Raw genomic sequence first — 24164 nt, 5'->3', positions numbered from 1 at the left:
TTGCAAGTAAGCTCTATTCCCAAGAAGCGCTCACTTCAAGAGTTAAAAGCCGTTAGGTTTAGTTAAGTGGTGAGTAGTTCACAAAGCATATACAAATCGGTTTTTAGAAAATTTTCATTCATAGCAGGCATTTATTGTTCTATTAGCTGAGGCTATAAAGTTAAGTCTTTCTCTATCTGTTAAGGCACTAATAGTCCCTAAATTATCCCAGTATACATTTTCAATGCCAATATCCTTTAAAGTAGTAATAATTTGACCTTCAAATGCATTTCCACATCTTTGACGTAAACCCTCCGTTGGCTGTTCAGAAGTTGTAAAAATGTGTGCAGATTTAATGTTTAATAAAGGTTTTAGCCCTGACCCATCATCGTGAAAAGCTACTCCGTCTAGAAAGACCTTATCCATGAATCCTTTAAATCCAGAAGGACAACTATACCACCATATTGGAAAAATAATGATAAGTTTATCAGTATCTCTCAAGATGTTAATATATTTATTAACGATAGGATCACTTGAAAGACCCGCTTGGTAAGTTGCTAGATCCTTTGTTTCAAGTATAGGGTTGAATCCGTCTTTATACAGGTCGACAAGATGGTAATCAATATGATTATCCTTCAGTTCAGTAACTAAACTATTTTTAAGTGCATGATTAAAACTCTTATCCCAAGGATGATCGATTATTAAAGTAGTCTTCATTTTCATTTTCCTTTCTATTCTCCAAAGCCATACCATAAGACAAGTGCTTTTACTGAGTTTAGTAAAAACATGAACGTCATAGCTAAATATACTAGAGCTGCTGGATTGGCACCACTTATATAAACATAAGATTGCAAGCATAAATTAATTACATTAATTACTGTAAAACCTACCCAACCAATAGCTTTACCTTCGACCATCAAATATTGGGAAACTACTTGTATGATGAATACAAGGGCGTTACAATATATGACCCACTGTGGCGCATTGTTAGGAAGTATTGTTGATCCATACGTAAGCAATAAGACACCACCTGCAACAGCAATGCATAGTGATATGATTAAATTGGATTTAGTAACCTTTGTAACTGCTATTTGTTTACCCAGCGAAAAGAAGCCTTTCAAATAAATAAAGAACGCATAAATACCTACAAACATCATTCCAGATAACCCAAACATGTAATTGTTAAAAGTATCAAATAGAGCACCAATTACTCCTAACCCAGTAGCAAATTTACCTGATTGATTAGCTAATAATAATACTACTGTCATTCCTATGATACTACCTAAAAAAGAGGTAACAGTTGTTAAAGTAATGTTTCCGTTGCTACTTATGATAGTGCTTATAATAACTAAAATTATTCCTAGAGAAATCCAACCAATGTCCCACTGTTTACTGTTTAAAAGTGCATGTACTTTTTTCATAATTAATCTCCTTCTGTTAAAATTTGTAAAGCTAATTGTATTGAAGCTTTTTCTCCCTTCAGCATTTTTTTGTTACCATTTACCAAGTCGTTAACTCCATCTTCTAATGATTCATTGAATTCTACAACTGTATTTAATATAGAAATCGATTTAATTCCGCGTACAGCAGCAATGACATACAAAATACTTGTTTCCATATCTGATGCAAGCACATTGTACTTAGACCAAAAAGCTTCTTTTTGATTGTTAGATTTCATGTAAAATCCATCATGACTCCTTATTATTCCATATTTAATATCTTTTGTAGAAATTCTAAAAGAAGATTCTAGGAAGGCATGGCTTGGACATGCGGGGAATGACAAAGGTAAATATTCTTTAGACAAACCGTCCTCACGAACTGCTCCGGTGGCAACAACGACATCTCCAATATGCAAATTACCACTGAGAGATCCACAACTACCTACTCGTACAATTTGGCGTACACCAATGTTAAATAATTCCTCAATCGCTATTGCAGTTGAAGGGGAACCAATACCTGTTGATAAAATTAAAATTTTTTCACCGTGATAGTAACCTACAATTGATTTGAATTCTCTATTAAACTTCAGTTCTGATGGATTATCTAAAAATTTTGATATCTTAGAAATTCTAGCTGGATCACCAGCGATTATTGCTTTTTTTACATTAATCGAATTCCCTAATTGAATATGAGCTTCGACTTTTTCAATATTAGTCATACACTACCTCCAAATTTTTCTAATAAATCAAAATCATTAACTTGTATATTTCCGTTGCTATTGATAATTATATGTTTTGACTTTAGTTCCAACAAAACTCTATCGACACTTCTAGTAGTCGAAGAGATTTTTTTTAACAAGCGGTTTCTTGAAATAATATTGTTGTCTGGAGAGAGTTGAGAAAGTATCAAACAGACTTGTTCCTTTGTGGTTAATAAAGAGTATGTTTCCACCAAATTGCTTAGTTTATATATTTGGTTACATAAAGAATTTATGAGAATATTATTCAGATGATTATCTAATGATAACCATTCAAGAAATTGTTTTCTTGGTATTTTCAGTAAAATGATTTCACTCGTTGAAACTACTGAAGAACTAAAGGGTTGATTATTAAATATTTCATGTTCACCAATAAAATTTCCGGCTTCATAAGAGTCCAAAACTATTTGTTTGTCTTTAAAATTATCAATAAATATATCTACTGTTCCATTTACTATATAAAAAACATGATCATAGATGTCACCCTGATTTAGAAAAAATTCTCCTTTTGAAAACTCTAAAATTATAATTTCTTGAAGAATTTTATAAGGGCAGTACTCTAATAGTAGAGTTGCCGTTGAGTATCTTTGAATCAAATTATCTATATCCATAATAGTTATCCTTTCTTTATATATGATTTTAAAGTAATGCTTAAGTTGTATCAACGACAAAAGTCTATAAAATCAGCAATAAATGAAAGCGTTTTACAAAAATGATAGACAAATGTCTGTTAAAAAAATAAATAATTCGAATGAGCTTCTATAATAAGATTACGGACAAGATGTTTGTTATAATCCGATCAAAAAAAGAAAAAGAACGATCTAATAACTACTAAGAACGGGAAATTATCATTAAATGAACCATTAATGATAATTTCAAAATTGATTTTAGATACTTCCCGAAAGTGGTTCTGTTGCAAAGTTTTAAAAATCGCAACATTAGTCTAGTTCAACGTCCGGATTAAGCTGGAATACCTAATAATCCTTTGATTTCAATGCAGACTGAAAACCCGAAGAGACTGCCTTCTTTTCGGGTTTTCTTGTATAATCCTCGAATGGTTTCCATCCCTTTGATCGTGGTCGCCGCTGTACGTAAACTTCGATAGAATTTATTTCTTCGCTTGATTGGTCGATGGTCTTGTTCAATGAGATTATTCAGATATTTCACGGTTCGATGCTCTGTATGCTGATAAAAACCATGATTCTTTAGTTTCTTAAATGCACTAGCAATCGAAGGCGCTTGATCGGTGACGAGAACCTTCGGTTCACCAAAGTGCTTGAATAATCGTTTCATAAACGCATACGCTGCTTGTGTATTGCGTTTTTTTCGTAACCAAATATCAAGTGTGAAACCATCTGCATCGATGGCACGATATAAATAATGCCACTTTCCTTTGATTTTGATATACGTTTCATCCATTTTCCATGAATAGAATGCTTTTCTATTTCTTTTCTTCCAGATCTGGTACAAAATGCGTCCGTATTCTTGCACCCAGCGATAAATCGTCGTATGGCACACCTGAATGCCACGATCATAAAGCAGTTCTTGCACGTCACGATAGCTGAGATTGTAACGAAGATAATAGCCTACGGCTATTATAATCACATCTTTTTGAAATTGTTTCCCCTTAAAATGGTCCATCTTCGTTCCTCCAAGCTGTCATTTCCCTCCATTTTATCTTAAAAGTAGGGTATTGGAAATCTTTGCAACAGAACCAAAAATAGTAAAGCTTTATTTATTAAGAAAACGGCTAAACTCAGTGTCCTTTTTTAGAGCGTTCTAGCTTTTGATTAAACTCGATGATTCGGTCTCTCAACCCCATCATTTCATCATCTAATAGATGCGCTTTATCTGAACAGACGCGCAACTCATTTATTAACGCCGGATCTTTATTATCACTTTTATATTTTAATTCGTGCTCAAGGCTGGCCCAAAAATCCATTGCTGCTGTACGAAGCTGGACTTCCACAACAATATTTTTCTTCATATTAGATAGAAAAACTGGTAATTGAACAATCAGATGCAGGCTGCGATAGCCATTTGCCTTAGGACATTCAATAAAATCTTTTTCATTTAATAAAATCACATCATCTTGACCAAGAAACATTTCTCTGATTCGGTATACATCATCGATATAAGAGCAGATCACCCGAACACCGGCACCATCAAATATATTCGACAGAATTTCATCCAACTTTATAGGGATTCCTTTTCTATCACACTTTTCATAAATCGAGGTACTTGTCTTTACTCTTGAGCTAACTCCTTGAATAGATGAGCGTTCATTTTTCATTAATAATTCAGAAAAAAGAATTTGAAATTTTGTTTCGCATTCCTTCATGGCACATTCATAAAAGAACTGCGCTTGTTGGATTTCTTTTTGTTGAAATGAATGAATTTCGTTCATTTTTCCCCACCACTCATAAAATTTATAGTACAGGCATTGCTAGTTTCGTTCACAGTCTAAATAATAAACGAACAGAGGAAAGAATAATTAGTAATAGAGAGAACAGTACAAATAATAACGAGTTCATCAGCTGTTCTGTTGCAGAAAAAGTTTTTTTCCACCATTTTAGAATGATCTTAAAAAAACATAAGAAACTAGCTAACAAAATAGCACTTATTGCAAGCATGCTCTTTACCCTTTTCTTGATTTATTCCGCTCATTCAACGATTTATTGAAAGTCCTCTGTTCATAAAAAATTTCTATCGACTTTTAATCCTCAAGAAGCCATCTCCGCCAATTCAATCACCAATTTAACAGCCTTCTCCATTTCTGCAACAGCTATATATTCTTCAGTCGTATGAATTTTTTCATAGCCAATGGACAAATTAACAACTTCTTTTCCTTTTTCATTAAAAATATTAGCATCGCTTCCGCCGCCGCTAATCTCCTTTATCAAGGAAAGGTCCTGTTTATGCATTGCCTTATCTAACCTTTTCATTATCACTGCTTCATCAGGAATATTGTACCCAGTGGCCATTTTTTCTACCGTCATTTCAAAGGAGCCGCCATATTTTTGAACTGCTACACTAAAGGCCTCTTCTATTTCCTTGAGTAATTGTTCTGCTACTTCTGGCAATACTGAACGTACTTCTCCTTTTAGCACCAACGAATCCATAACAATATTTGTCGCGTTTCCTCCATTAATTGTTCCGATATTCGCGTTTGTCATCTCATCAATACGACCTATCTCAATTTTTTGTAAAGCTTCTGATAAAATTGAAACAGCAGATATTCCCTTTTCTGGTTCTATACCTGAATGTGCTGATTGTCCTTTTACTTGAATCTCATACATAAATAATGTCGGACTGGCTATAGTCACACGACCTACCTCTCCGCCGCTGTCTAAAACATATCCACTTTTGGCGTTGATCAGCTGCATATCTAAGGCTGATGCACCAATTAATCCAATTTCTTCTCCTGGAGAAAAAACAAACTCTAAATCTCCTGTTGTAATACCTAGTTCTTGAATTGTTTCAATCGCTTCGATGATAATCGCGATTCCCGCTTTATTATCTGCACCTAGTATCGTTTCTCCTTTAGAGGATAAAATCCCTGATTCTTCAATCACTTCAATACCTTTTCCCGGAAAAACTGTATCAGTGTGGCAGGAAAAGAAAAGAGGCAATTTATTGCGGTCTTTTCCATGAAGCTTAACAATTAAATTATTTGAACCCAATCCGGTATCTTCCTTACTGTTATCTTCCACGATCTCCAAGCCAAGCTTCATAAATTTATTTTTTAAATATTCATGTATTTTGCCTTCATTTCCCGATTCAGAATCAATCTGAACCAACTCAATAAATGTTATAACTAATCGTTTTGTATCCATAATTTTTCCTCCTTCTTATTTTTGATACTCTTGAAATGACAACTTAACCATTCAATTCCAAGTATTCAATAATATCGGCCATATCTCCAACGGGCACAATTTTCATCTCAGTCTGAATATCCTCTGCCACTTTTCTAGCTTCAAAATAGTTTGTTGAAAAAGTTCCTTCTTCATTTCCCAGATAAGGGACAAAGAAAATATCCGCTTGCGAGTTATGTGCGGCGTAGACTTTTTGCGGAATTCCGCCAACAAGTCCGACACTGCCATTCGTTTCTATCGTTCCTGTACCAGCAACCGTTCTTCCATTTAGCAGATCCTGACCTGTAATTTGCTGATAAACACTTAAGGTTAACATCGCCCCAGCTGAAGGTCCGCCGAATCCTTTAGAATTTATGCTAATTGATTCGTTGGCAGTCATTGCCAGTACACCGTTTAATAAATAGCCGCTTCTTGTAATTCTCGGAATAGATAGTTCCTGTTTGTTACCTTCTCTCGCAACAACAAGCTCGGTTCGTGCCGCCCTTAATTTTTGTGGGAGTAAGGCTAGAGCGCTAGGTGTGACTGCTTCACCATTTATTGAAAGAATGACATCGTTTATTCTCAGTGAATTCAAGTTTTGCACATCTCGATTAATATTCATCACTCGTATTCCAACAAAATCAAGCTCCTTCTCCTTTTCAGCAAGTCTATGAGCCTCCATCACTGCTGTTTGTTTAGAATTTGCCATGAAAGCCCGCTGAACATCTCTACTATCCTGTTTTACCGCTTCGTAGTTCTGGCTTTCTTTTGTTAGATTTTGATAAGGATGGATCAAGGCCCTGATTAGCTTAAATACTGTTCCTTGTTCACGTTTGACTGTTGTCACCAAAATTTCTGAATCACTTTTTGAGGTGTGGTCTGCTACCGACACCATTTCCATTGCATCTGCTACTGGCCCCGGCTTAGTTATATATAAATCAGGAATTCTGTAAAAAAAAGCAAAATATACAACTACAACACTAAACAAAGCAATCACAAAATATTTACTAAATTTCTTCATAATCAACCTCTTTTATCAATAAACACTTATCCCAGCATCAATCCAACAATCAACCCTCCGGTAATGACAGAAGTTATCGTTATTGTAGAAAATCCTGCCGTTATCATGATTGGTAGAATATTTTGCTCAATTACAGCGATTTCTTCTTCTGTTTCCCCTACAGCTGCAGCTGCTTCTTTGGTTAAGACCATTGTTCCTGGAAATCCAAACAAGGTTGTCATACCTACAGCAATCGACAATGAACCAGAGTAACCGACCTTTTTACCGATAAAGAATGACGCTATAAAGATTATCCCCAAACCTGCTGCTAAGTAGAAAGCAATTGGACCAATCAAATGCAATAGATCTGCCGGAACAATATCTGCTAATGGACCAAACGCAATAACCATGATGGAAATCATTAGCAAACCAAAAGAGTCGGTAGATGATAATGCATTAGGCTTCAGAATTCTGAAGTGTCGCAAAATGATTCCCAATAGTAAGGCAATCACAAAAGCATTTACTGTCCCATTAGTTAATTGACTTAAAAATCGAGAAACATACATTGTCAGTCCCAGTAAAAACAACGTGCCATAAGGTGTCCGTAAAAAATCTGGTAAAATACTTTCTTTAGCCTCCGTAGTATTTTCAGCTACTTCCTGTTCAAAAAAAATCAGCTCGCCATCACGATATTGCTTCTTCACGCGAAGTGCTTCTTTTTTCAAAATATTCGCCGTAAATAAGAAACCAACCAAATTTTTTAAGTTTAGTATCAAGAGCGGAAAAACTGCTAATAAGTAACTAGATAAAATCCCTAGATCGCCGCCAGCATTCTGAATCTCATTCACTTTTTCCTGCACCATTAAAATCGATAGTGTCCCTCCGGTTATCGACGCGGTGCCAGCTACGGCAATATTTCTGTCAAAGATCAATTCACCGATAAAGATTAGAATCACCGTCATTAAAACAACTGTTAACGATCCTACAACAAAGGTCTTCCACTGCAGCTTCAAATCTTTAAAGCTCATCATTGTTCCTAAATGAACGATAATCACCCCAATAACAGCATTTCCTAAGCCTAACAATCCTGAGTCCTGAATCAGATCATGAGGTAATAAATCTGTTGCAAAACCCACCAAAAAGATCAAAGAAGCTATTAACATCATCGAAATCAAAGCCTTGCTTTTGTTTGATACAAACTCCCCAATCGTCCAAATAAACATTACAATAGTAAAAGCTAATATAGGTTCCATTATTTTTCCTCCTTATTATTGAATCGGATGATACGTGAATCCCAAGCCATGAACTTCTGCCACATTATAAGTGATCATAAAGCTTTTAGGATCAATCTCATCTACGATTTTTCTAACCAAAGGATACTCCTGTCCAGTCACCACTACCATGATCATTTCTCTATCACAATCATTTTTTCCGCCTTTAGCGTCGAATACTGTCATACCTCTATCCAATTCATTTGTTAATTGATCGCGTATTTCTTTCGTATAGTCTTGACTTATGATCATAATCGCCTTTCTTCTCTTCAAACCATTTTCAATATAATTCATAACGATTGAAGTAATCCCAATAGATAAAATGGCGAACAAAAACTCTTCGAAACCAAAAACATAGAGACTCATAAATACGATCACCATATCAGTAAACAATAGTCCTAGTGATGGATTCATACCAAAATATTTTTCAAAAATCAGCGGTGGAATTGTTGTTCCTCCACTAGATGCTTGGATCTTATATAAAATAGCTACTCCGACTGCAAAAACAATACTTCCAAAAATAACTGATAGTAAACGATCTTCAGTTAGCATACCGATCGGTACTATACGTAATGCTAAAGGAAACAACAAGCTCCCAATTAACGTATTGAAGAAAATCTTTTTTCCTAAAAATAAAGCAGCTAAAATTAAAACGACAACATTCAATGATAGGACGACCCATGAACGATCGATTCCTAACGCTGATTCTGCTAAAATCCCAATCCCACTGGCGCCTCCAGCGGCAATATCATGCGGTCCTAAAAATAAATTAATACTAATGGCTAATAGTAATACCGCCACGGATATTTTAAGTAGTTGCACTAGAAAAGAAAATAGCGTATCGCTTTTATTTTTTCTATCGACAACGGATTTTCTTTTTTTCACTCCTGCTTTTAAGCTTAAAGTAGTATTTTCTTTCATACCCTTTCCCCTTTCGTAATAACTCCTTAATGAGTATGATGCTAGTTTAGTAAATTAATACCGCCCTCTCAAACAAACTATTTCTAAAAATTGGAAAAAATTTGTTTGAAAGCGTTACTGTTTTTTTAATATTGGCGCATTTAATAAAAAAATAGCCTAAGAGAAATGATTATCTCTTAGGCTATTAGCATCTGCTTAAACAACTATGCGGCTGTGAAAAAATTAGTCGTAATGGAAGGACTTCTTGAAAAAGCATAGATATCTCTTGTTTTCTAAGTGAGGTTTTGCATTTTTATATTTTCTATTGCCGCAGAGTGATCAAAAATATTCCATTACATCAGCTATCACTCTCAAGTATTTCTTTCTGCATGTCTTTCAAGGTCTGAATAGAAACCCGCATTTTTTCCATTTCATCTTTATCTAACGGTATTTCAATGATCTCTCGAATCCCTGATCTATTTAAAACAGCATTAGAACCAATACAAACATCCTTACTATTATATTGACCCTCCAAATGTACTGAGACTGGAAGAACAGAATTTTCATCCAGCAAAATCGCTTTTGTAATCCTTGCCAAAGAAATGGCAATCCCATAATGAGTAGAGCCCTTGTAATGAATGATCTCATATGCTGCATTCTTAACGTTTTCCGACAATTCTATTAAGTCAGAGTCGGAAAATTCAGAATGTTGATTCAACCATTCGCTGATCTTTAAACCACCAATATTTCCATGAGACCAAACAGGAAATTGAGTGTCTCCATGTTCACCTAAAATATAAATATTCACGTCTCTTGGATCTATTTGAAATTTTTCTCCAATGGCACTTCTTAGTCTAGCGCTATCCAAAGAGGTTCCCGAGCCAATAACTCTATTTGCGGGAAATCCTGTTAGTTTTTTTACATAATGGGTGAGAACATCAACTGGATTGCTAGCAATCAAAAATATTCCATTAAAATGATGCGCCATAACTGATTGGACAATTGACTTAATAGTTCGTGCATTGCGCTTCACCAAATCCAATCGAGTTTCATTTTCCTTCTGTGCCGCTCCAGCTGTGATAACAATTAAATCTGCATCAGAACAATCCGAATACTCTGCAGAATAAATTCTTTTAGGCCCAACATAAGCCAAACCATTCGTAAGATCTTTCACATCACCGGCAACCTTTTGAGAATCCAAATCAATAATACCTACATTATTCCCAACACCCTGTGCCATTAGAGCAAAGGTAAAGCTTGAACCGACATCTCCATTACCAATTACCACAATTTTATTCATCATAATTCTCCTTTCGACTCTCTATCTTATTAATCTACTATCGAACTTTTCCTTAATGATTTTTACAATTATCAAGCAATTTCAAGGATAGCTTGTATAGTAAGTTTAGTGAACAACTAAGCTTTTCACAAATAAACTAATTCTAGAAATCGGAAATAATTTGTCTGAAGGAATAAAAAAAAGAAGCTTTAAATAGAAATAAATCATCTGCAAAAAATAATTTATAAATATCAAGACAAATATTTTATTTATAAGCTTCGTTCGTATTATAATGGAACCGTATCACCACTTTTTGATAAGGGGGCTTTTTCTAATGAATACCTACTCCTATGATTTGCTAGTCGATAAATCTATAAAAAGAAAAATAAAAATCCTTCAAATCTTACTTGAAGCCAATCGCCCGGTGTCATTAAAAACTTTTAGCGATCTCTGTGATGTTTCTTTCAAAACGATACAACAAGATGTCGCTTACCTAATCGATAACTTGCCAAGCGCTCTCTTATTAGAAGAATTCAATCATACTTTATCCCTTGAAAAATATGGCCCGAGCCGTGATATTGTCTCTTATATTGATAGTCTAATTTCAGATAATCCAATATTTCACATTATCGAATCCATTTTCTATGAAGAAAAGAAAGATTTGGTTACTTACGCTTTGGACTTATACATTTCCGAATCAACAATGAAAAATTACATCAGAACCTTCCGAAACGTTCTTAAAGATTTCAGGCTTGACCTCGATACCACTACCTTTTCCTTAGTCGGTGACGAAGTAAATATCCGATATTTTTTCTTCCAGTATTTTCGCTCCATTCATGAAAGTAGTGCACCCATCATCCATAATGATCAATATCATGAGATAACAGAAGTCTTAGAAAAAATGAAAAGAGACTACGATCTAAATTTAAATTTCGACTACTATAGAGCAACAATTTGGATGTTCATCATAGAAAAACGAATAGAAAACCAGCATTTTATTGAGTTTGATGCTCCAATACTGGAAAAATATGAAAACAAAGATAGCTACCGCCGTTTTAAAACAGCCTTCTCTACTTATTTTCGTTCAAAGGTACCTAGGGAAAACAATCGGAACCAAGAAATCTTGTTTTCTTATTTTGCACAAGTCGATACCATTATTTATGAATCAAACAGCTCATACTTAACCAATGACTTTATTCAAGAATTCACTGAACAGGATTTGCTTATTACAAATTTTTTTATCGCCTCAAAGCAGAATTTAGTACTCAACCATAAGGCAAAATCAGCTATTCAATCCTACCTCACAAATCTATCGATATTGACGGAGTGTACGGATCTGTTTCAAAAATATTCTCGCATTTTGATACGCAAGGCTAAAAATAATTACTCTGATACATTTTCCATTTGGTGTCATATTTTAAAAAATCACGAATGTTTTTCACAGGTTGAGGATGTCGCCGCCAGACTAACCTTATTGTATGAGGTAAAAAAATATAATAAGAAAAAAGTGCTCTTTGCGTTAACTGGAGACTCCTCTTCTGTAAGTTATTACAAGGCTCTAGCAAAAAAAGTTATTCCAAATGACGTTGAATATCATTTTTTATTCAATCGACCATTAACAAATGAGTTGCTAAGTACACTGCAGATTGATTTGTGCGTATACAATTTTGAACCGCAGCTCCATCTTACATCATCAGATATTTATCGTTTATCTGATATTCCCTTAGATACTGAATGGCAGGAACTGCAAGACCTGCTTTTTAACATCTAAAGTTAAAAAACACCCCGTTGCTTTAATATCATGAGCCGCCCCCAAAAGTTAGACCAAAATCTAACTCTTGGAGGTCGGTATTTTTTTTGGCTAAATATAGTTTTGAATTCAAATTGAAGGTAGTTCAAGAATACTTAGACGGGAAAGGTGGGTATAACTATTTAGCAAAGGTACATTCGGTTAAGGATAAGAAACAAATAAGAGTTTGGGTGAATGCCTACTGTTTATGCTAGTTTAAAAAGGGGCCACTTTTCATAGTAACGATGGTTGAAAAAGGGACCACTACTAACTCACAATAAGTAAAGAATCAATTTACTTATTGGAGGTCTTGGAGTGATAACTTTTATGGATAAATTAACAGTCATTCGTCTGTTGGAAAGTGGCCGTTCTCAACGTTCTGTTGCGAAAGAATTGGGCCTCAATCGAAAAACTGTTGGTCGTTATTGGCGACAGTATCAAGCAGCGCAAAGAGTATTGGAACAAGATCCTGCCAATCCGATAAAAAAGGAGCAACTAACAGCTCCACCGACTTATCAAACAAACAATCGTCAGCCTAGAAAATATACGCCTGAAATCGACCAACGGGTCGAAGAAATACTTGCATTTGACCAATTAAAAGCGAAACAACTTGGCCCTCATAAACAACGATTTACAACGGTGGCTATTCACGAAATGTTGATATCAGAAGGATTTGATATCGGTCAGAGTACCCTACGCCCGTATATTCGAGAAAAACTTCAGGCGAAAAAGGAAGCTTATATCAAGCAACTTTATCCGTTGGGGTATCGAACCGAGTTTGATTTCGGCGAAGTAAAATGCCTGATCAACCAACAAAAGAGAACATTGACACTCGCAGTATTTTCTTGTCCGGCTTCTGGTTATCGCTGGGGAAAGCTCTATGAATCTGCCAACCAACAGGTTTTCTTGGATGCACATATTTGTTTCTTTGAACAACTTCAAGGCGTTTATTCTACTGTAGTTTATGACAATATGCGAAACGTAGTGAAACGTTTTGTCGGCCGACACGAGAAGGAACTCAATGACGAGTTAGTGAAAATGGCCCTTTACTATCGTTTTGAGCCAGTGGTGACCAATCCCTTCAGCGGCCATGAAAAAGGTCATGTAGAGAAGAGTGTCCAGGTCTTACGACGAAAAGCGTTCACAAAACAGTATGAGTTTGAATCAATCGGACATGCCCAAAGACATTTAGACAAAGCCCTACTTGAATTAAACGTTGAGTCAACGATCGCTTTGGAGCAGGATCAATTACAGCCATTACGAGGATTTTATGACTACGGTATTACCACAAAACAAACAGTAGACAAGTATAGTTTTGTCCATGTGAATGGCAACTATTACTCAGTTCCAGATTATCTGGTTGGACAGAAAGTGATCGTGAAACGTTATCTCAATGATCTAAAAATCGTTGGATCCAGTCAAATTATCGTGACACACCCTATTCAGAAGGGAGACAAACAGTACTCGATCGATATTCGCCATTATTTAACGACTTTTTTACGGAAACCTAAGTCGTTGGAACACTCACTTGTTTTGAAGAAGACACCCAAGCTGCGACACTGTTTTCTTCAGTATTATCAAAAGACACCGCGCAGGTTTCTTCAATTTATTGAAAAACATTTAAGTATCTCTTTGGATCAATTGATCATTCAATTAGAAGAAGAAGCATTGAAAGACCATAAGGTCTCTAAAACACCACCTAGTCGAGCAGTAAACGAAGCGAGAAACCAACTGCAGGAATATAATTTGATCCATCAAGTGAGAAAGGCGGCCAATAAATGATCGAAGCATATGCCAAACAATTAAAACTACCTTATCTGAAGAAAAACTATTCAACTTTACTTCAACAAGCAATTGATCTGGATCAAAGCTTCGAGGAATTTCTTACACATCTGCTTATGTTAGAGATCGAGCAGAGACAAAATAATCGGATTCAAACACTGATTCGCCAATCAAAATTATCAAGTAAAGTGACGTTTGATGATTACATGGACAGCCATTTGGAAGTAAAAATGAAGAAACAGATCAAAGAACTGAAAACGTTACGATTTATTGATCAAAAAGAGAATCTGATTTTAATGGGCAATCCTGGGGTTGGAAAAACACACTTAGCAACTGTTCTCGGAATGGAAGCTTGTCTCTCTGGAAAAAGTGTCCTCTTTACAAATATCCCTAACTTGGTCATCGAACTGAAAGAATCGATGAGTGCGAATCAGCTAAATTTTTATAAGCGTCGGTTTGGTAAATACGACTTGGTGATTCTGGACGAATTAGGTTATGTTTCATTTGACCAAATAGGAAGCGAAATACTGTTTAATCTTCTCTCAAATCGGACGAATGCCGGTTCTATGATTATCACGACGAACCTGTCCTTTGATCGTTGGGAAGAAACCTTTAAAGATCCAATGCTTACGGCAGCAATGGTGGACCGTTTGGCCCATCGGGCCCATGTATTGGATCTCAGTGGTCCATCTTTTCGTGTAGAAGATACAAAGAAATGGCTAAACTAATTTTTGGCCCCTTTTTGAATCATCCGGTGGCCCCTTTTTCAGTTGCGTTTAACAGTTTTAAAGACGAAAGGGACTTACAAGCTTATCTTGTTGAACATAAAGCGCGTATAGGAAAACAAGCAGGTACAATAAGTGCTGTAGAAATCACAAAGAAAGAGACAAAGAGTCCGTCTCTATTTTCTTTAAGTTCCCTACAGAAAAAAGCCAATACAATATTCAAACTGAGTGCAAAAGAAACACTAAAAACGGTTCAGGCGCTGTATGAAGCTAAACTACTAACTTATCCAAGGACAGATACGCCTTATATCACCCACAATGAATTTACTTATTTAAGAAAAAATATCAGTAATTATTTAAACTTTCTTGGAATAACTGAGAAACCCACACAATTGGAGCCTAGAAAGAGCTATGTAAATGACTCAAAAGTACAAGAACACCATGCCATTATTTTAACGAAAACCGTTGCAACGAAGGAAGTTTTCGACAAACTTACGCTAAATCAGAAGAATATTTATTTGTTGGTAGCTAAAACAACAGTAGGAATGTTTTTGCCTAATTATAAATACGAAGAAACAGTGATTCAGACAGCTGTTGGTAATCTATTGTTAAAAAGTAAAGGACAAGTCCCATTAGAACAAGGTTGGAAAATTCTTTTTACTAGCTTAAACAAGAAGGAAAAAGAAAATGAAGTATTATTGCCTAAAGTTCAAAAAGGCCAATCTGTACAAGTGGATTTAGAAATGAAGGAGAAGGAAACCCAACCGCCTAAACCCTACAATGAAGGATCAATCATTATTGCCATGAAAACAGCAGGCAAAACAGTTGACGACGAAGTAACAAAGAACACATTAAATGAGGTTGAGGGAATCGGAACTGAAGCTACTAGGGCAGACGTCATTGAAACGTTGAAAAAAAGAGAATATATCCTTTCTCAAAAAAATCAATTAGTGATTACGGAAAAAGGAAGACTGTTATGCCAGGCAGTTAGTAATCAAGCATTATTAACTAGTGCGGAAATGACTGCTAAATGGGAAGTATATTTAAAAAAAATCGGTCAATCTCAAGGCTCTCAAGAAGTATTTTTGAATAATATTAAAAAATTCATTACCCATCTAATAGAAGCAGTTCCTGAAGATATCTCTAAGCTACCTATAGAAAGTTATAAAGAGGCTGAAAAGAGAGAAATAGAAAAAAGTATAGTAGGAAATTGCCCTACCTGTGGCGGTAATATGATCCTGAAGAAAACTTTTTATGGTTGTTCTAACTATCCAAACTGCAAGTTTACTATGGCAAATAATTTTAGAGGAAAGAAACTTTCAAAGAAAAATATCAAAGAATTACTAGAAGGAAAAGAAATTGTGGTCAATAAGATTAAAAAGAAAGAGAGCAAAGATACCTATAATGCTCAGGTAAAATTAAACGAAAAGGGCTTCATTACATTCTTGAATTTTGCAAAATAAAGAACAGCTATCAATATAGCTGCTCTTTTTATTCTTCATTTTCAGGGGGCACATTTTTAGGTATTTCTAAATGAAGTTCCTTGATTAAAACTGTCTCTACATATTTTGAAAAAGACATTAATTGACTATCTGCCTTTTCTTGAACCGCTTCAATAACAAATATAGGTAAAGTCATTCCTTTATTAATATTTCTTAACTCAGGATTCAATACTCTTTTCTTTCTTCGCTTAATTTCCTCTGTCAAAATAGCTCTCTCCTTTTTATTTATTTTCTGGAATAGGAATGTTTAAGTGTTTAATCAATATATCCGCCACAAAATCTCCTACATATTCTTCTTTTTCTTCTGCCCTCTTTATGGTCTCATTTAGAACAAAAGCTGTGATGGACAGATTTTGATTTTTTTTTCGCAACTTCTCATTATGAATGATTTTTTGATCCCGCCATTTATACATAAATAAACCCCTCAAGATTCTATTTTTTCGCTCACTAAAGTATACAATAATTCGCTGAAAAAGTGGAGAAAAGCTTTATAAAATTACTAAAATATTGTATAATTAAGATATGTAAACAAAGAAAAGAGGAATGGACATGTTTTTAAATTCAGATAATCAATTCACAGCAAGAGGAAGATTAGTAGACAATCCCTTTATCAACATTTCCCAAGAAACAGGCAATGCCATTGTATCTATTACCTTAGCCCAAGATCACCCCTTCAAGAAAAAGGGTGACGGTACTAAAGAAACGGTTTTTATCAACTACACGGCTATTGATACGCAAAACAATAAGATTGCCAGTAGACTAGCTGATTATGTCGTAAAAGGCTCTCTTGTCAGTTTAGTAGGCTTTCATGACAGTTATGTGAAAACAAACGAACAAGGGAAAAAGGAATATTTAGAAACAAAGAGAATTCTACAATTTAGAAATGAAGAAAGTAAAGAACGAACAGAAGAGCGAAGAAAAGGAAAAGTCTAGGAAACTAGACTTTTTTATTTAAAAAAGGTTTAAAAGTCTTTTTCCGTTGCGGACGTCTGTCCTCACTTCAGAACAAATACTTTTATGCTTGCCGACAAATACAAGGAAACAAGCTGTATTATTCGTGCCTCATAAAGCTTGTTTAATTCCTAGGCTCGTCCCTCACTTTCTAGGAATCAACCTTGATGTGTTGTCATTTTTAGCCTACGCTAAAAATCGCTTTATTAAATTAGGTCAAAAGCTTTTTTTTGTTGCCACCACACGCCGACCACCACCACTGTTTAGGTGGCAACAAAAAAACTGGCAAAGCCAGTAGTAGAAACATTATGACTCGATTTTTCTATCAAATGTGGTATAATAAAATAGAAAAGAGGCGTTGCGGAAACAACACCTCTTTAGACAGCACCGTTAAAGACGGTGGCATAGTAGCTTAAAAAATAGCCGACTGCTAAAGTTAACGGCTATTTTTTGTCTTTATAATTCAGAATCGCAATAATGGTTGTGATTAAGGTAAGCGTAAAGCCACCAAAAGCAATCATTAGTTGCAAACTATCTGAAATAGGCAAAAGGTTTCTCCTTTCTTTAGATTGAGTGGATACATTCATATGCACCACCTCACTTTCGATTGGATAAACCACCGTCATTAAACTTTACTGTCATGAATATTATACCATATAAAACCAGTTAGAACCTTATTGATTAAGGCTTTTGACTGGTTTTTTTTATATAAAATACGAATTTCTTCCTTCGCTCCAACCGCCACCGCCGCTACGTCAGAAACATTTTATGTAGTGGTTTAACAAAACCTTAGTTCAAAAGATAAAGTCAAAAGTTAGTTCAAGGTCAAGACCTAAATTTCAACCCGATTTTCCTTCACTTTTGATCTGAAATTGTATAGATCATTTCGTAAAAAACGCTTATCACCCACGGCGAAGCCAACTTCTACACGAAAATAACCTGAAATAAAAGGGGCGTAAATAAATTGAAACCCACAATTTTTTTACTACAGCACTCCCTTTTATTTCAGAACATTTTAGTGTTTAACGAAGTCACGCCGAGGATGACAAGCAATACGAAATGACCCATACAAATAAAATTCAGATGCACAAATTTTAAGTTCAGAAAAATTGAAATTTAAAATCAAAACCTTCCCGCCTCCGGAATCGTGCAAACGAAATGGGTTTCAAAAAAATCATAAAGAAAGAAGGAATTGGCATGACGACTTATATCAAAGAAGTTGAAACGTTGGAAGAATTAAAACAGGTTTATAAAAAGTTGGCTTTGAAGCATCACCCCGATTGTGGCGGAGATGAAGAAGTGATGAAAATTATCAATAATGAGTACGATTCACTTTTTGAAAAATTAAAACATATTCATAAAAATAAAGACAATGAATTTTATGAAAAAGAAACCACTGAAACCCCCGAAGAATGGCGAGAAATTATTTCGCAGTTGTTGAATCTGAAAATGCAAAATGTCCTTATTGAAGTGATTGGCTCTTTCTTATGGGTCACTGGTGAAACAAAACCCTATAAAGAAGAATTAAAAGCGTTAGGTCTTAAATGGGGAAACAAAAAGAAAGCATGGTATTTGTCCCCTAAAGGTTATAAGCGACATGGCAAAAAAGATTATGACATGAATAAAATACGGGACATGTATGGTAGCCAAACGGTTAAAAATTATTCGCAAAAACAACTAAAAGAAGCATAGGGGGACAAAAATTATGAGTATTCCGAAGTATCAAATGGTTAAAGAAGAATTGCTAGCTTTTCATAGACCAAAAGTACACATGACAAAAAAGGAGTTTAATTTAATTATGACGGCCACAGAAACTGGCAATTGGCAGCCAGTTTATGAAACAAGAATTTATATCAAATACGGCGGTGAATATTGTTCGATACTCCAGGTAATTGACTATTTATTTGAATAGTAAAGATATTCAGAGCAGAAGGGAATCAAGGTTGAGGAATACTCCTCAGCCTATCCTCTGATCAGTGTACAGTACAAAAAAAAGAAGGAGCCAAAAAAAATGGAGATAAAAAGACAAGTAACAATCCATCAAAACATGAAAGAAAAAATCCATCAACTACCTTACTTAACCAGAATATGTTTATTAAGTATTACGTTGTTCTCATGGTTTGCGATTAGCCTTATAATAAAGATAAATAAATACTTGTTGATTATTGGATTGATTCTAGTATCCTTACTTTATTTTTGGACTGTTCTAACACTAGGAACACCTTTTATATTTTAAGAAGGATAGAAATAAAGATGTGTAATAGATGATAAAACAAAGCTAATTCTGCAAAGTTTAAGATAGTCAAATGATTGTATCTTTAAGATGGTTCAGAAAGATTTTGAGGTGTTGAGAATGGAAAAAATTGATTTTTATAATATTCCTGTGGCAGACTACTTACTCTCCATAGGAGAGCCTTTAATAAACGTTGGGCACAATTACTATCAACATAAAGACCACGATAGCTTGAAAATTAATGTGAGAAAAAATTACTTTATTTGGAATAGCCGATCTGGAGAAAAAAATGCTAGTGGTGGCGTAGTTCAATACCTACAAATCATGTATGGATTAACATTGCAAGAGAGTTTAAATAAAGTTGCTCACGATATAGAAGGTAAAGAATTGAAGAAAGTAGCAAAGAAAGTTTATCCTAAATATTTTAATTACCAGGTCAAAGAAACTTTTGTTCCATTGGAAGCGCAGCGTTACTTAGTAGCCAGTAGAAAAATAGCAAATAGTGTCATTAGAAAATTTTTTCATTTAGGATTGATTACTCAAAATGAAGGAAAAGAGATCATTTTTAAATGGTACTGTGGCTCTCAAATTGTCGGCTTCAGTAAACAAGGAACAGTTAAGTTAACGCAGGAAGAAAAAGACAAATACCATACAAAAAAAGATTATTTTAAGTACGTCGCACCTACTACAGAAAAAGATAGCTTATGGGGATTTAATTACCTGGAGGGATTACCTAAAAATTTGTATTTTTTTGAAAGTGAAATTGATCTATTAAGTTACTACACCCTTTTCAAAAATGACCTGGAAGAACAAGAGAATTTTTGGTTAATTTCCATTAATGGTGTAGCTTTGCAGAAAATATTTAACTTTCTAAAGTATGGTATAGAAAAGATGGACCTGAAAAATAATTGTCAGACACTAAATATCTGTTTTGATAATGATACGGCAGGAAAAAAAGCAATGGAAGAACTAAAAAAAATCAATTTCAATGAAATAGAATTTGAGTCAAAATTACCACCAAGTGAAAAAGATTGGAACGAATTTTTGATTAGAGAAAGGACGAAGAAATGAGAACTTTACTAAATGAGTTATCAAATTTAAAAGAAGATTACGAATATACAATTATCATTAATGGTGTATGCAGCTATATTTCGTGTCGTAAAGAGAACACCAAATTAAACTTTGTATCTAAAAAGCAACAGGGATTACTAGACTTTGAGTTAGTAAAAGAAAAAACGCATATGAAGTCAAAAGTCCTTCGCTTTGTAGGCGGTACAAATCTGACAGATAAAGAGTTATTAGATTTCCTCCTACAGATAGTATCGTATCGCCCTGAAAAAGAATTTATTCCTAAGTTAGTCACAATAGCATTATATAAAAGTAGTAAAAATGATCCTATTTTGTGGGAAGTGGATATGGAACAATCGGCAGATGGTAGTATTCAAAGACCCAATTTCTTAGCATTAACTAAAAACGGTCATTATTCAGTTATTGGTGATTTTTATTTTACAGACTACTATATTTATCAAGAAAGACTAACAGAACTAGCTCAAATATGGATAGACGATTTTAGAAAAGAGCGAAAGGCATATAAAAAGGTTAAATAAGTAATCAGGAGGAAAAAAATGAGTAAAATTAAAACAAGAGAATTAAAGGTAACTAAAGACCCTTCTTTCTATCAGTATATTGATTTAGAAGAACTGGAGGTTATGAATACCAGCGAATTAACAATTGCACTAAAGGTATTACGCAAAGAGCAACGAAGACTTACTGAGAAATGTTAAACTAATTAGAAAGTATCGACCGCAGCTGGATCAAATACTCTTCGATAAGCAAGGTTATGTTCCAAGGGCAATTACAGACAACATGCTTGTTGAATTAGGCAATAAAAAAAATAACAATTAACATCTAAAGAAGAACAAAAATGAAAAAAGGTACCCGTGCATACTAAATTAGTATAGACTAATATTACTAGATCCATATTAAATGTTAATTTTTAGAAGATTTTTATTATTAAGGTAGGAGGAGAGATTAAAAATGAAAAATATCGTTAGGGTGCTTATGTTCTTAACAGGGTTGTTTTCTCTACTAATATTGAGTTCACATGCTGAAGCTGCAACGAATGAAATGTATCGCTTGTATAATCCGAGTAGTGGGGAACATTTCTATACTGCTAATGAAAACGAGAGAGACAATATCCAAAAAGCAGGCTGGAAGTATGAAGGTGTTGGTTGGTACGCCCCAATTTCTGGTGAATCTGTTTACCGTTTATATAATGGGAATGCTGGTGATCATCATTATACAAAGGACAGTAAAGAGAAAACATATTTAGAAAACAATGGCTGGAAGTATGAAGGCGTTGGCTGGTATTCTGATATAAAAAAATCGATACCGTTATACAGAGCATACAATCCAAATGCAAATGCAGGTAGTCACAACTATACTGTAGATTCTGGAGAACAAAAAAATCTTATAAATTATGGTTGGAAGGATGAAGGAATTTCTTGGTATGGAGTAGATCCTTCTGATATAGATAAGAAGATTGCTTTTACTGGCTTTGTTTATGATAAGAACAATAATATCTTAAAAAACACTGACATCAAAATAAAGAACAGTGATAATCAGGTAACAACTGTTACAACAGATGATGAAGGATACTTTTTTACTCATTTAATTTTAGGAGATACATATACATTAAATGGGGAAAATTTTGAAGTTACAGTCACACCTAAAGATTTAAATAAATTTGAAACAAAAAATAAATATGGAAAAATAGTAAATGGGAAAAATATTTCAAACTCAAATGGGTCTATGCAAATACAACCATCAACCATTGCAATAGATACAAATAGAACTAATTACGACATATCAAGTGACTATTCTAGTATTACTTTTTTTGAAAACATAGAAATCAATGCGGGTGATATTTTATATCTAGAAGCACAAGATGGTTTTGAAGGTGGGCTGGGTCTTCAAGTTACTTCTGTAGAAAAGATAAACGGAAGAACCATTGCAAAAGTACAGCAAGCAGAGTTGGGATCCGTAGTCACTTCTATTCAAGGAGAAGTAACAGATTCGCCAGTTACTCAGGCCAATTTTGTCCCGGCCACAGGTGTAGCTGTGAACGATACAAATCAAAGGCGCGCAACTGCATCCACAGGTGTTTCCGCAGCTATACAATTTGATTCAAACGGCATCAATGTTGATGGTTCATTAAATATTAATGGAAAAATGAGTGCTGAAGTTAATATTGATCCTTTTAATATCAACAATGCAGTAATTAAAGCACAACCCGAACTTTCTATGAGTTTTGAAGGAGATATTTCATTAACAGGAAAAAAAGAAACTATAAAAAAAAATATAGGGACAATTTATATTCCTACTGGTATTCCTGGGATAACTGCCAATGTTCCTATTGACCTTGTGATTTCAGTTGAAGGAAAAGTGAGTGTTCAAATGGGAGTTACTAGCACTATTACAATGGACGTAGGTTACGATAAAGGTAATATTAAGCAAGACTACAGTAAAAATACGGACATGAATGTTGATGTCAAAGGAGAAGTTACTGTTAAGTCAGGGTTAGAAGGATCCGTATCATTGGCAGTGTTAACCCAAATCGAAGGACTAAAATTATCAGTAGGTACAGGAGCTAAATGTACATCTTCAGCAACTGTTAATGCCTCTCAAATACAAGTAAAATCAAATATAGGTGCATATGCAGACTTAAAATACTCATTTCCAATATTAAAAAATTTAGGGTCTAATTTTAATGGAGAGTTTACACTCTATAAAGGGGAATGGGATTTGAAAGTATTGGAATCAACATATGATTTACCACCTTCTGATAACACTACAGAGATAGATAGAGCAGCAATTTTATCTAAAAATTATTCTTCATTAAATGGAACGTGGGAAAATTCTCACGGATATCAATTAATTTTTAATAATGGATATGTCACTATGTCTGGAAGCGGTCTAGGAGGTGTTACCCAATTTTCATTGGTTAATCCTGTTGATCAACAGAATCTAGTCTACTTATCGTTCAATCCTAGACCATTGCCAAATGGTATGAGTATCATGATTGCAACAAAAGGATCTAGTCCATCGGGAGTAAAGGATGGGACAGACAATACATCTGATAGAATTATTATGGGTAATAATGGAGGAGCACTTTTGTTTGCACCAAAAGAAGATGGTGGAATTCCAGATACTGCGTATTATAAAATTGAACCAGATAATATAACATTGGCCTATGAACAACTAATTGGTAAAAGGTTTATACTTGGACCTTTATTATATGATGGCCAAGATGTCAACCAAGCCATGAATGAAAACAATGCTCCTCAAAACTTAGTACATGATGGAACTAAATTAATTACTTTTGTAGACGACTCCACTGTACACATTGAACTAGCAGGAACGTATCGACCTGATTACGATACATCTTATACATTAACTAATAATACTATTACTATTGATAATGAAACTATTCCATACTCTGTAGAAAATGGTGTTATTTCGTTCAGTAATTGGACAACAGATGTAAATGGACACACCATCACCTGGTCATTTACTCAATAATTATGTACGATCGTATTCAAAAGATTAACTATATTTATAAAAAAACTGACTTTCAACATATAAAGAGAAAGTCAGTTTTTATTGATTTTAAATAGGTAATGTACTACTTGATTTGAGCCGG

General features: G+C 34.5%; 25 protein-coding genes and 1 pseudogene. 12 read left to right on the top strand and 14 right to left on the bottom strand.

Translation table 11 applies throughout. The features are described from left to right. Positions 1-114: 114 nt before the first annotated feature. The 11 genes from KUA55_RS17220 to KUA55_RS17170 form a co-directional block, all read right to left on the bottom strand. On the bottom strand, positions 115-702 hold the full coding sequence (locus KUA55_RS17220) for an NAD(P)H-dependent oxidoreductase (protein WP_246601594.1): 588 nt from the start codon (positions 700-702) through the stop codon (positions 115-117). Between the two features lie 8 nt (positions 703-710). Further along, the gene (locus tag KUA55_RS17215; protein ID WP_218327613.1) at positions 711-1400 is read right to left on the bottom strand and encodes a nicotinamide mononucleotide transporter; all 690 of its coding nucleotides are present in this window, start codon (positions 1398-1400) and stop codon (positions 711-713) included. Positions 1401-1402: 2 nt separating this feature from the next. Beyond that, on the bottom strand, positions 1403-2137 hold the full coding sequence (locus tag KUA55_RS17210) for a nucleoside phosphorylase (protein WP_246601593.1): 735 nt from the start codon (positions 2135-2137) through the stop codon (positions 1403-1405). Further along, positions 2134-2787 (bottom strand): Crp/Fnr family transcriptional regulator, encoded by a 654-nt coding sequence (locus KUA55_RS17205; protein ID WP_218327612.1) that lies wholly within the window; start codon positions 2785-2787, stop codon positions 2134-2136. Before KUA55_RS17205 ends, KUA55_RS17210 begins: the two co-directional genes overlap by 4 nt. A 349-nt stretch (positions 2788-3136) precedes the next feature. Continuing rightward, on the bottom strand, positions 3137-3817 hold the full coding sequence (locus KUA55_RS17200; protein WP_218327611.1) for an IS6 family transposase: 681 nt from the start codon (positions 3815-3817) through the stop codon (positions 3137-3139). 115 nt (positions 3818-3932) lie between these two features. After that, positions 3933-4583: a GTP pyrophosphokinase gene (locus KUA55_RS17195; protein ID WP_246601592.1), complete on the bottom strand. Its 651-nt coding sequence runs from the start codon at positions 4581-4583 to the stop codon at positions 3933-3935. A gap of 316 nt (positions 4584-4899) precedes the next feature. Continuing rightward, positions 4900-6012 (bottom strand): M20/M25/M40 family metallo-hydrolase, encoded by a 1113-nt coding sequence (locus KUA55_RS17190; RefSeq protein WP_218327610.1) that lies wholly within the window; start codon positions 6010-6012, stop codon positions 4900-4902. Between the two features lie 43 nt (positions 6013-6055). Continuing rightward, positions 6056-7051 carry a SepM family pheromone-processing serine protease gene (locus KUA55_RS17185; protein WP_218327609.1) on the bottom strand — a complete coding sequence of 332 codons (996 nt, stop codon included), beginning with the start codon at positions 7049-7051 and terminating at the stop codon, positions 6056-6058. A 26-nt stretch (positions 7052-7077) separates the two neighbouring features. Further along, positions 7078-8283: a hypothetical protein gene (locus tag KUA55_RS17180; RefSeq protein WP_218327608.1), complete on the bottom strand. Its 1206-nt coding sequence runs from the start codon at positions 8281-8283 to the stop codon at positions 7078-7080. A gap of 15 nt (positions 8284-8298) precedes the next feature. After that, positions 8299-9222: a YitT family protein gene (locus KUA55_RS17175; protein WP_246601590.1), complete on the bottom strand. Its 924-nt coding sequence runs from the start codon at positions 9220-9222 to the stop codon at positions 8299-8301. A 337-nt stretch (positions 9223-9559) separates the two neighbouring features. Next, positions 9560-10501 carry an L-lactate dehydrogenase gene (locus tag KUA55_RS17170; RefSeq protein ID WP_218327607.1) on the bottom strand — a complete coding sequence of 314 codons (942 nt, stop codon included), beginning with the start codon at positions 10499-10501 and terminating at the stop codon, positions 9560-9562. Between the two features lie 313 nt (positions 10502-10814). Between KUA55_RS17170 and KUA55_RS17165 the strand changes: the two genes are divergently transcribed. The 5 genes and pseudogenes from KUA55_RS17165 (at position 10815) to KUA55_RS17150 (ending at position 16239) form a co-directional block, all read left to right on the top strand. After that, positions 10815-12251 carry an AcpB/EbpR/MafR family transcriptional regulator gene (locus KUA55_RS17165; protein WP_218327606.1) on the top strand — a complete coding sequence of 479 codons (1437 nt, stop codon included), beginning with the start codon at positions 10815-10817 and terminating at the stop codon, positions 12249-12251. 86 nt (positions 12252-12337) lie between these two features. Further along, a pseudogene (locus tag KUA55_RS18440) lies at positions 12338-12472 on the top strand (transposase); the annotation flags it as partial. 124 nt (positions 12473-12596) lie between these two features. Further along, positions 12597-14051: an IS21 family transposase gene (gene istA / locus KUA55_RS17160; protein ID WP_218327605.1), complete on the top strand. Its 1455-nt coding sequence runs from the start codon at positions 12597-12599 to the stop codon at positions 14049-14051. Next, a complete protein-coding gene (gene istB / locus KUA55_RS17155) occupies positions 14048-14779 on the top strand; it encodes an IS21-like element helper ATPase IstB (RefSeq protein ID WP_218327604.1) in 732 nt (243 codons plus the stop codon). The genes istA and istB overlap by 4 nt, the downstream gene beginning before the upstream one ends. Next, positions 14767-16239: a type IA DNA topoisomerase gene (locus tag KUA55_RS17150; protein ID WP_218327603.1), complete on the top strand. Its 1473-nt coding sequence runs from the start codon at positions 14767-14769 to the stop codon at positions 16237-16239. The genes istB and KUA55_RS17150 overlap by 13 nt, the downstream gene beginning before the upstream one ends. 28 nt (positions 16240-16267) lie before the next feature. On the opposite strand, the gene KUA55_RS17145 is transcribed toward KUA55_RS17150, so the two are convergent. Both KUA55_RS17145 and KUA55_RS17140 read right to left on the bottom strand, forming a co-directional pair. After that, positions 16268-16483: a hypothetical protein gene (locus KUA55_RS17145; RefSeq protein ID WP_218327602.1), complete on the bottom strand. Its 216-nt coding sequence runs from the start codon at positions 16481-16483 to the stop codon at positions 16268-16270. Positions 16484-16499: 16 nt separating this feature from the next. Continuing rightward, on the bottom strand, positions 16500-16691 hold the full coding sequence (locus KUA55_RS17140; protein ID WP_218327601.1) for a hypothetical protein: 192 nt from the start codon (positions 16689-16691) through the stop codon (positions 16500-16502). 136 nt (positions 16692-16827) lie between these two features. On the opposite strand from KUA55_RS17140, the gene KUA55_RS17135 reads away from it, so the two are divergent. After that, positions 16828-17211, top strand: a complete 384-nt coding sequence (locus KUA55_RS17135) for a single-stranded DNA-binding protein (protein ID WP_218327600.1) — start codon at positions 16828-16830, stop codon at positions 17209-17211. 461 nt (positions 17212-17672) lie between these two features. Here the strand turns inward: KUA55_RS17135 and KUA55_RS17130 are convergent, their stop codons facing one another. Then, positions 17673-17816: a putative holin-like toxin gene (locus KUA55_RS17130; RefSeq protein ID WP_246601589.1), complete on the bottom strand. Its 144-nt coding sequence runs from the start codon at positions 17814-17816 to the stop codon at positions 17673-17675. 610 nt (positions 17817-18426) lie between these two features. On the opposite strand from KUA55_RS17130, the gene KUA55_RS17125 reads away from it, so the two are divergent. The 6 genes from KUA55_RS17125 (at position 18427) to KUA55_RS17100 (ending at position 24043) form a co-directional block, all read left to right on the top strand. After that, positions 18427-18921, top strand: a complete 495-nt coding sequence (locus tag KUA55_RS17125) for a molecular chaperone DnaJ (RefSeq protein ID WP_218327598.1) — start codon at positions 18427-18429, stop codon at positions 18919-18921. Between the two features lie 13 nt (positions 18922-18934). Continuing rightward, a complete protein-coding gene (locus KUA55_RS17120) occupies positions 18935-19141 on the top strand; it encodes a hypothetical protein (RefSeq protein ID WP_218327597.1) in 207 nt (68 codons plus the stop codon). Between the two features lie 441 nt (positions 19142-19582). Beyond that, complete coding sequence (locus tag KUA55_RS17115) at positions 19583-20533, top strand: toprim domain-containing protein (RefSeq protein ID WP_218327596.1); 951 nt, start codon at positions 19583-19585, stop codon at positions 20531-20533. Then, positions 20530-21069 carry a hypothetical protein gene (locus KUA55_RS17110; protein WP_218327595.1) on the top strand — a complete coding sequence of 180 codons (540 nt, stop codon included), beginning with the start codon at positions 20530-20532 and terminating at the stop codon, positions 21067-21069. The genes KUA55_RS17115 and KUA55_RS17110 overlap by 4 nt, the downstream gene beginning before the upstream one ends. An 18-nt stretch (positions 21070-21087) precedes the next feature. After that, positions 21088-21246: a hypothetical protein gene (locus KUA55_RS18435; protein WP_246601588.1), complete on the top strand. Its 159-nt coding sequence runs from the start codon at positions 21088-21090 to the stop codon at positions 21244-21246. A gap of 253 nt (positions 21247-21499) precedes the next feature. Further along, positions 21500-24043: a DUF6287 domain-containing protein gene (locus KUA55_RS17100; RefSeq protein WP_218327594.1), complete on the top strand. Its 2544-nt coding sequence runs from the start codon at positions 21500-21502 to the stop codon at positions 24041-24043. Positions 24044-24164 lie beyond the last annotated feature (121 nt).

The sequence above is a fragment of the Enterococcus alishanensis genome (assembly GCF_019218635.1).
GTDB lineage: Bacteria > Bacillota > Bacilli > Lactobacillales > Enterococcaceae > Enterococcus_A > Enterococcus_A alishanensis.
The sequence above is the reverse complement of the archived record's forward strand: the minus strand, read 5'-3'. Positions and strand labels throughout refer to the sequence as shown.

Bases quoted from the DNA above. Each gene is read 5' to 3' on its own strand.
- KUA55_RS17220 (WP_246601594.1), bottom strand. From the start codon at position 702: ATGAAAATGAAGACTACTTTAATAATCGATCATCCTTGGGATAAGAGT.
- KUA55_RS17215 (WP_218327613.1), bottom strand. From the start codon at position 1,400: ATGAAAAAAGTACATGCACTTTTAAACAGTAAACAGTGGGACATTGGT.
- KUA55_RS17210 (WP_246601593.1), bottom strand. From the start codon at position 2,137: ATGACTAATATTGAAAAAGTCGAAGCTCATATTCAATTAGGGAATTCG.
- KUA55_RS17205 (WP_218327612.1), bottom strand. From the start codon at position 2,787: ATGGATATAGATAATTTGATTCAAAGATACTCAACGGCAACTCTACTA.
- KUA55_RS17200 (WP_218327611.1), bottom strand. From the start codon at position 3,817: ATGGACCATTTTAAGGGGAAACAATTTCAAAAAGATGTGATTATAATA.
- KUA55_RS17195 (WP_246601592.1), bottom strand. From the start codon at position 4,583: ATGAACGAAATTCATTCATTTCAACAAAAAGAAATCCAACAAGCGCAG.
- KUA55_RS17190 (WP_218327610.1), bottom strand. From the start codon at position 6,012: ATGGATACAAAACGATTAGTTATAACATTTATTGAGTTGGTTCAGATT.
- KUA55_RS17185 (WP_218327609.1), bottom strand. From the start codon at position 7,051: ATGAAGAAATTTAGTAAATATTTTGTGATTGCTTTGTTTAGTGTTGTA.
- KUA55_RS17180 (WP_218327608.1), bottom strand. From the start codon at position 8,283: ATGGAACCTATATTAGCTTTTACTATTGTAATGTTTATTTGGACGATT.
- KUA55_RS17175 (WP_246601590.1), bottom strand. From the start codon at position 9,222: ATGAAAGAAAATACTACTTTAAGCTTAAAAGCAGGAGTGAAAAAAAGA.
- KUA55_RS17170 (WP_218327607.1), bottom strand. From the start codon at position 10,501: ATGAATAAAATTGTGGTAATTGGTAATGGAGATGTCGGTTCAAGCTTT.
- KUA55_RS17165 (WP_218327606.1), top strand. From the start codon at position 10,815: ATGAATACCTACTCCTATGATTTGCTAGTCGATAAATCTATAAAAAGA.
- istA (WP_218327605.1), top strand. From the start codon at position 12,597: ATGGATAAATTAACAGTCATTCGTCTGTTGGAAAGTGGCCGTTCTCAA.
- istB (WP_218327604.1), top strand. From the start codon at position 14,048: ATGATCGAAGCATATGCCAAACAATTAAAACTACCTTATCTGAAGAAA.
- KUA55_RS17150 (WP_218327603.1), top strand. From the start codon at position 14,767: ATGGCTAAACTAATTTTTGGCCCCTTTTTGAATCATCCGGTGGCCCCT.
- KUA55_RS17140 (WP_218327601.1), bottom strand. From the start codon at position 16,691: ATGTATAAATGGCGGGATCAAAAAATCATTCATAATGAGAAGTTGCGA.
- KUA55_RS17135 (WP_218327600.1), top strand. From the start codon at position 16,828: ATGTTTTTAAATTCAGATAATCAATTCACAGCAAGAGGAAGATTAGTA.
- KUA55_RS17130 (WP_246601589.1), bottom strand. From the start codon at position 17,816: ATGAATGTATCCACTCAATCTAAAGAAAGGAGAAACCTTTTGCCTATT.
- KUA55_RS17125 (WP_218327598.1), top strand. From the start codon at position 18,427: ATGACGACTTATATCAAAGAAGTTGAAACGTTGGAAGAATTAAAACAG.
- KUA55_RS17120 (WP_218327597.1), top strand. From the start codon at position 18,935: ATGAGTATTCCGAAGTATCAAATGGTTAAAGAAGAATTGCTAGCTTTT.
- KUA55_RS17115 (WP_218327596.1), top strand. From the start codon at position 19,583: ATGGAAAAAATTGATTTTTATAATATTCCTGTGGCAGACTACTTACTC.
- KUA55_RS17110 (WP_218327595.1), top strand. From the start codon at position 20,530: ATGAGAACTTTACTAAATGAGTTATCAAATTTAAAAGAAGATTACGAA.
- KUA55_RS18435 (WP_246601588.1), top strand. From the start codon at position 21,088: ATGAGTAAAATTAAAACAAGAGAATTAAAGGTAACTAAAGACCCTTCT.
- KUA55_RS17100 (WP_218327594.1), top strand. From the start codon at position 21,500: ATGAAAAATATCGTTAGGGTGCTTATGTTCTTAACAGGGTTGTTTTCT.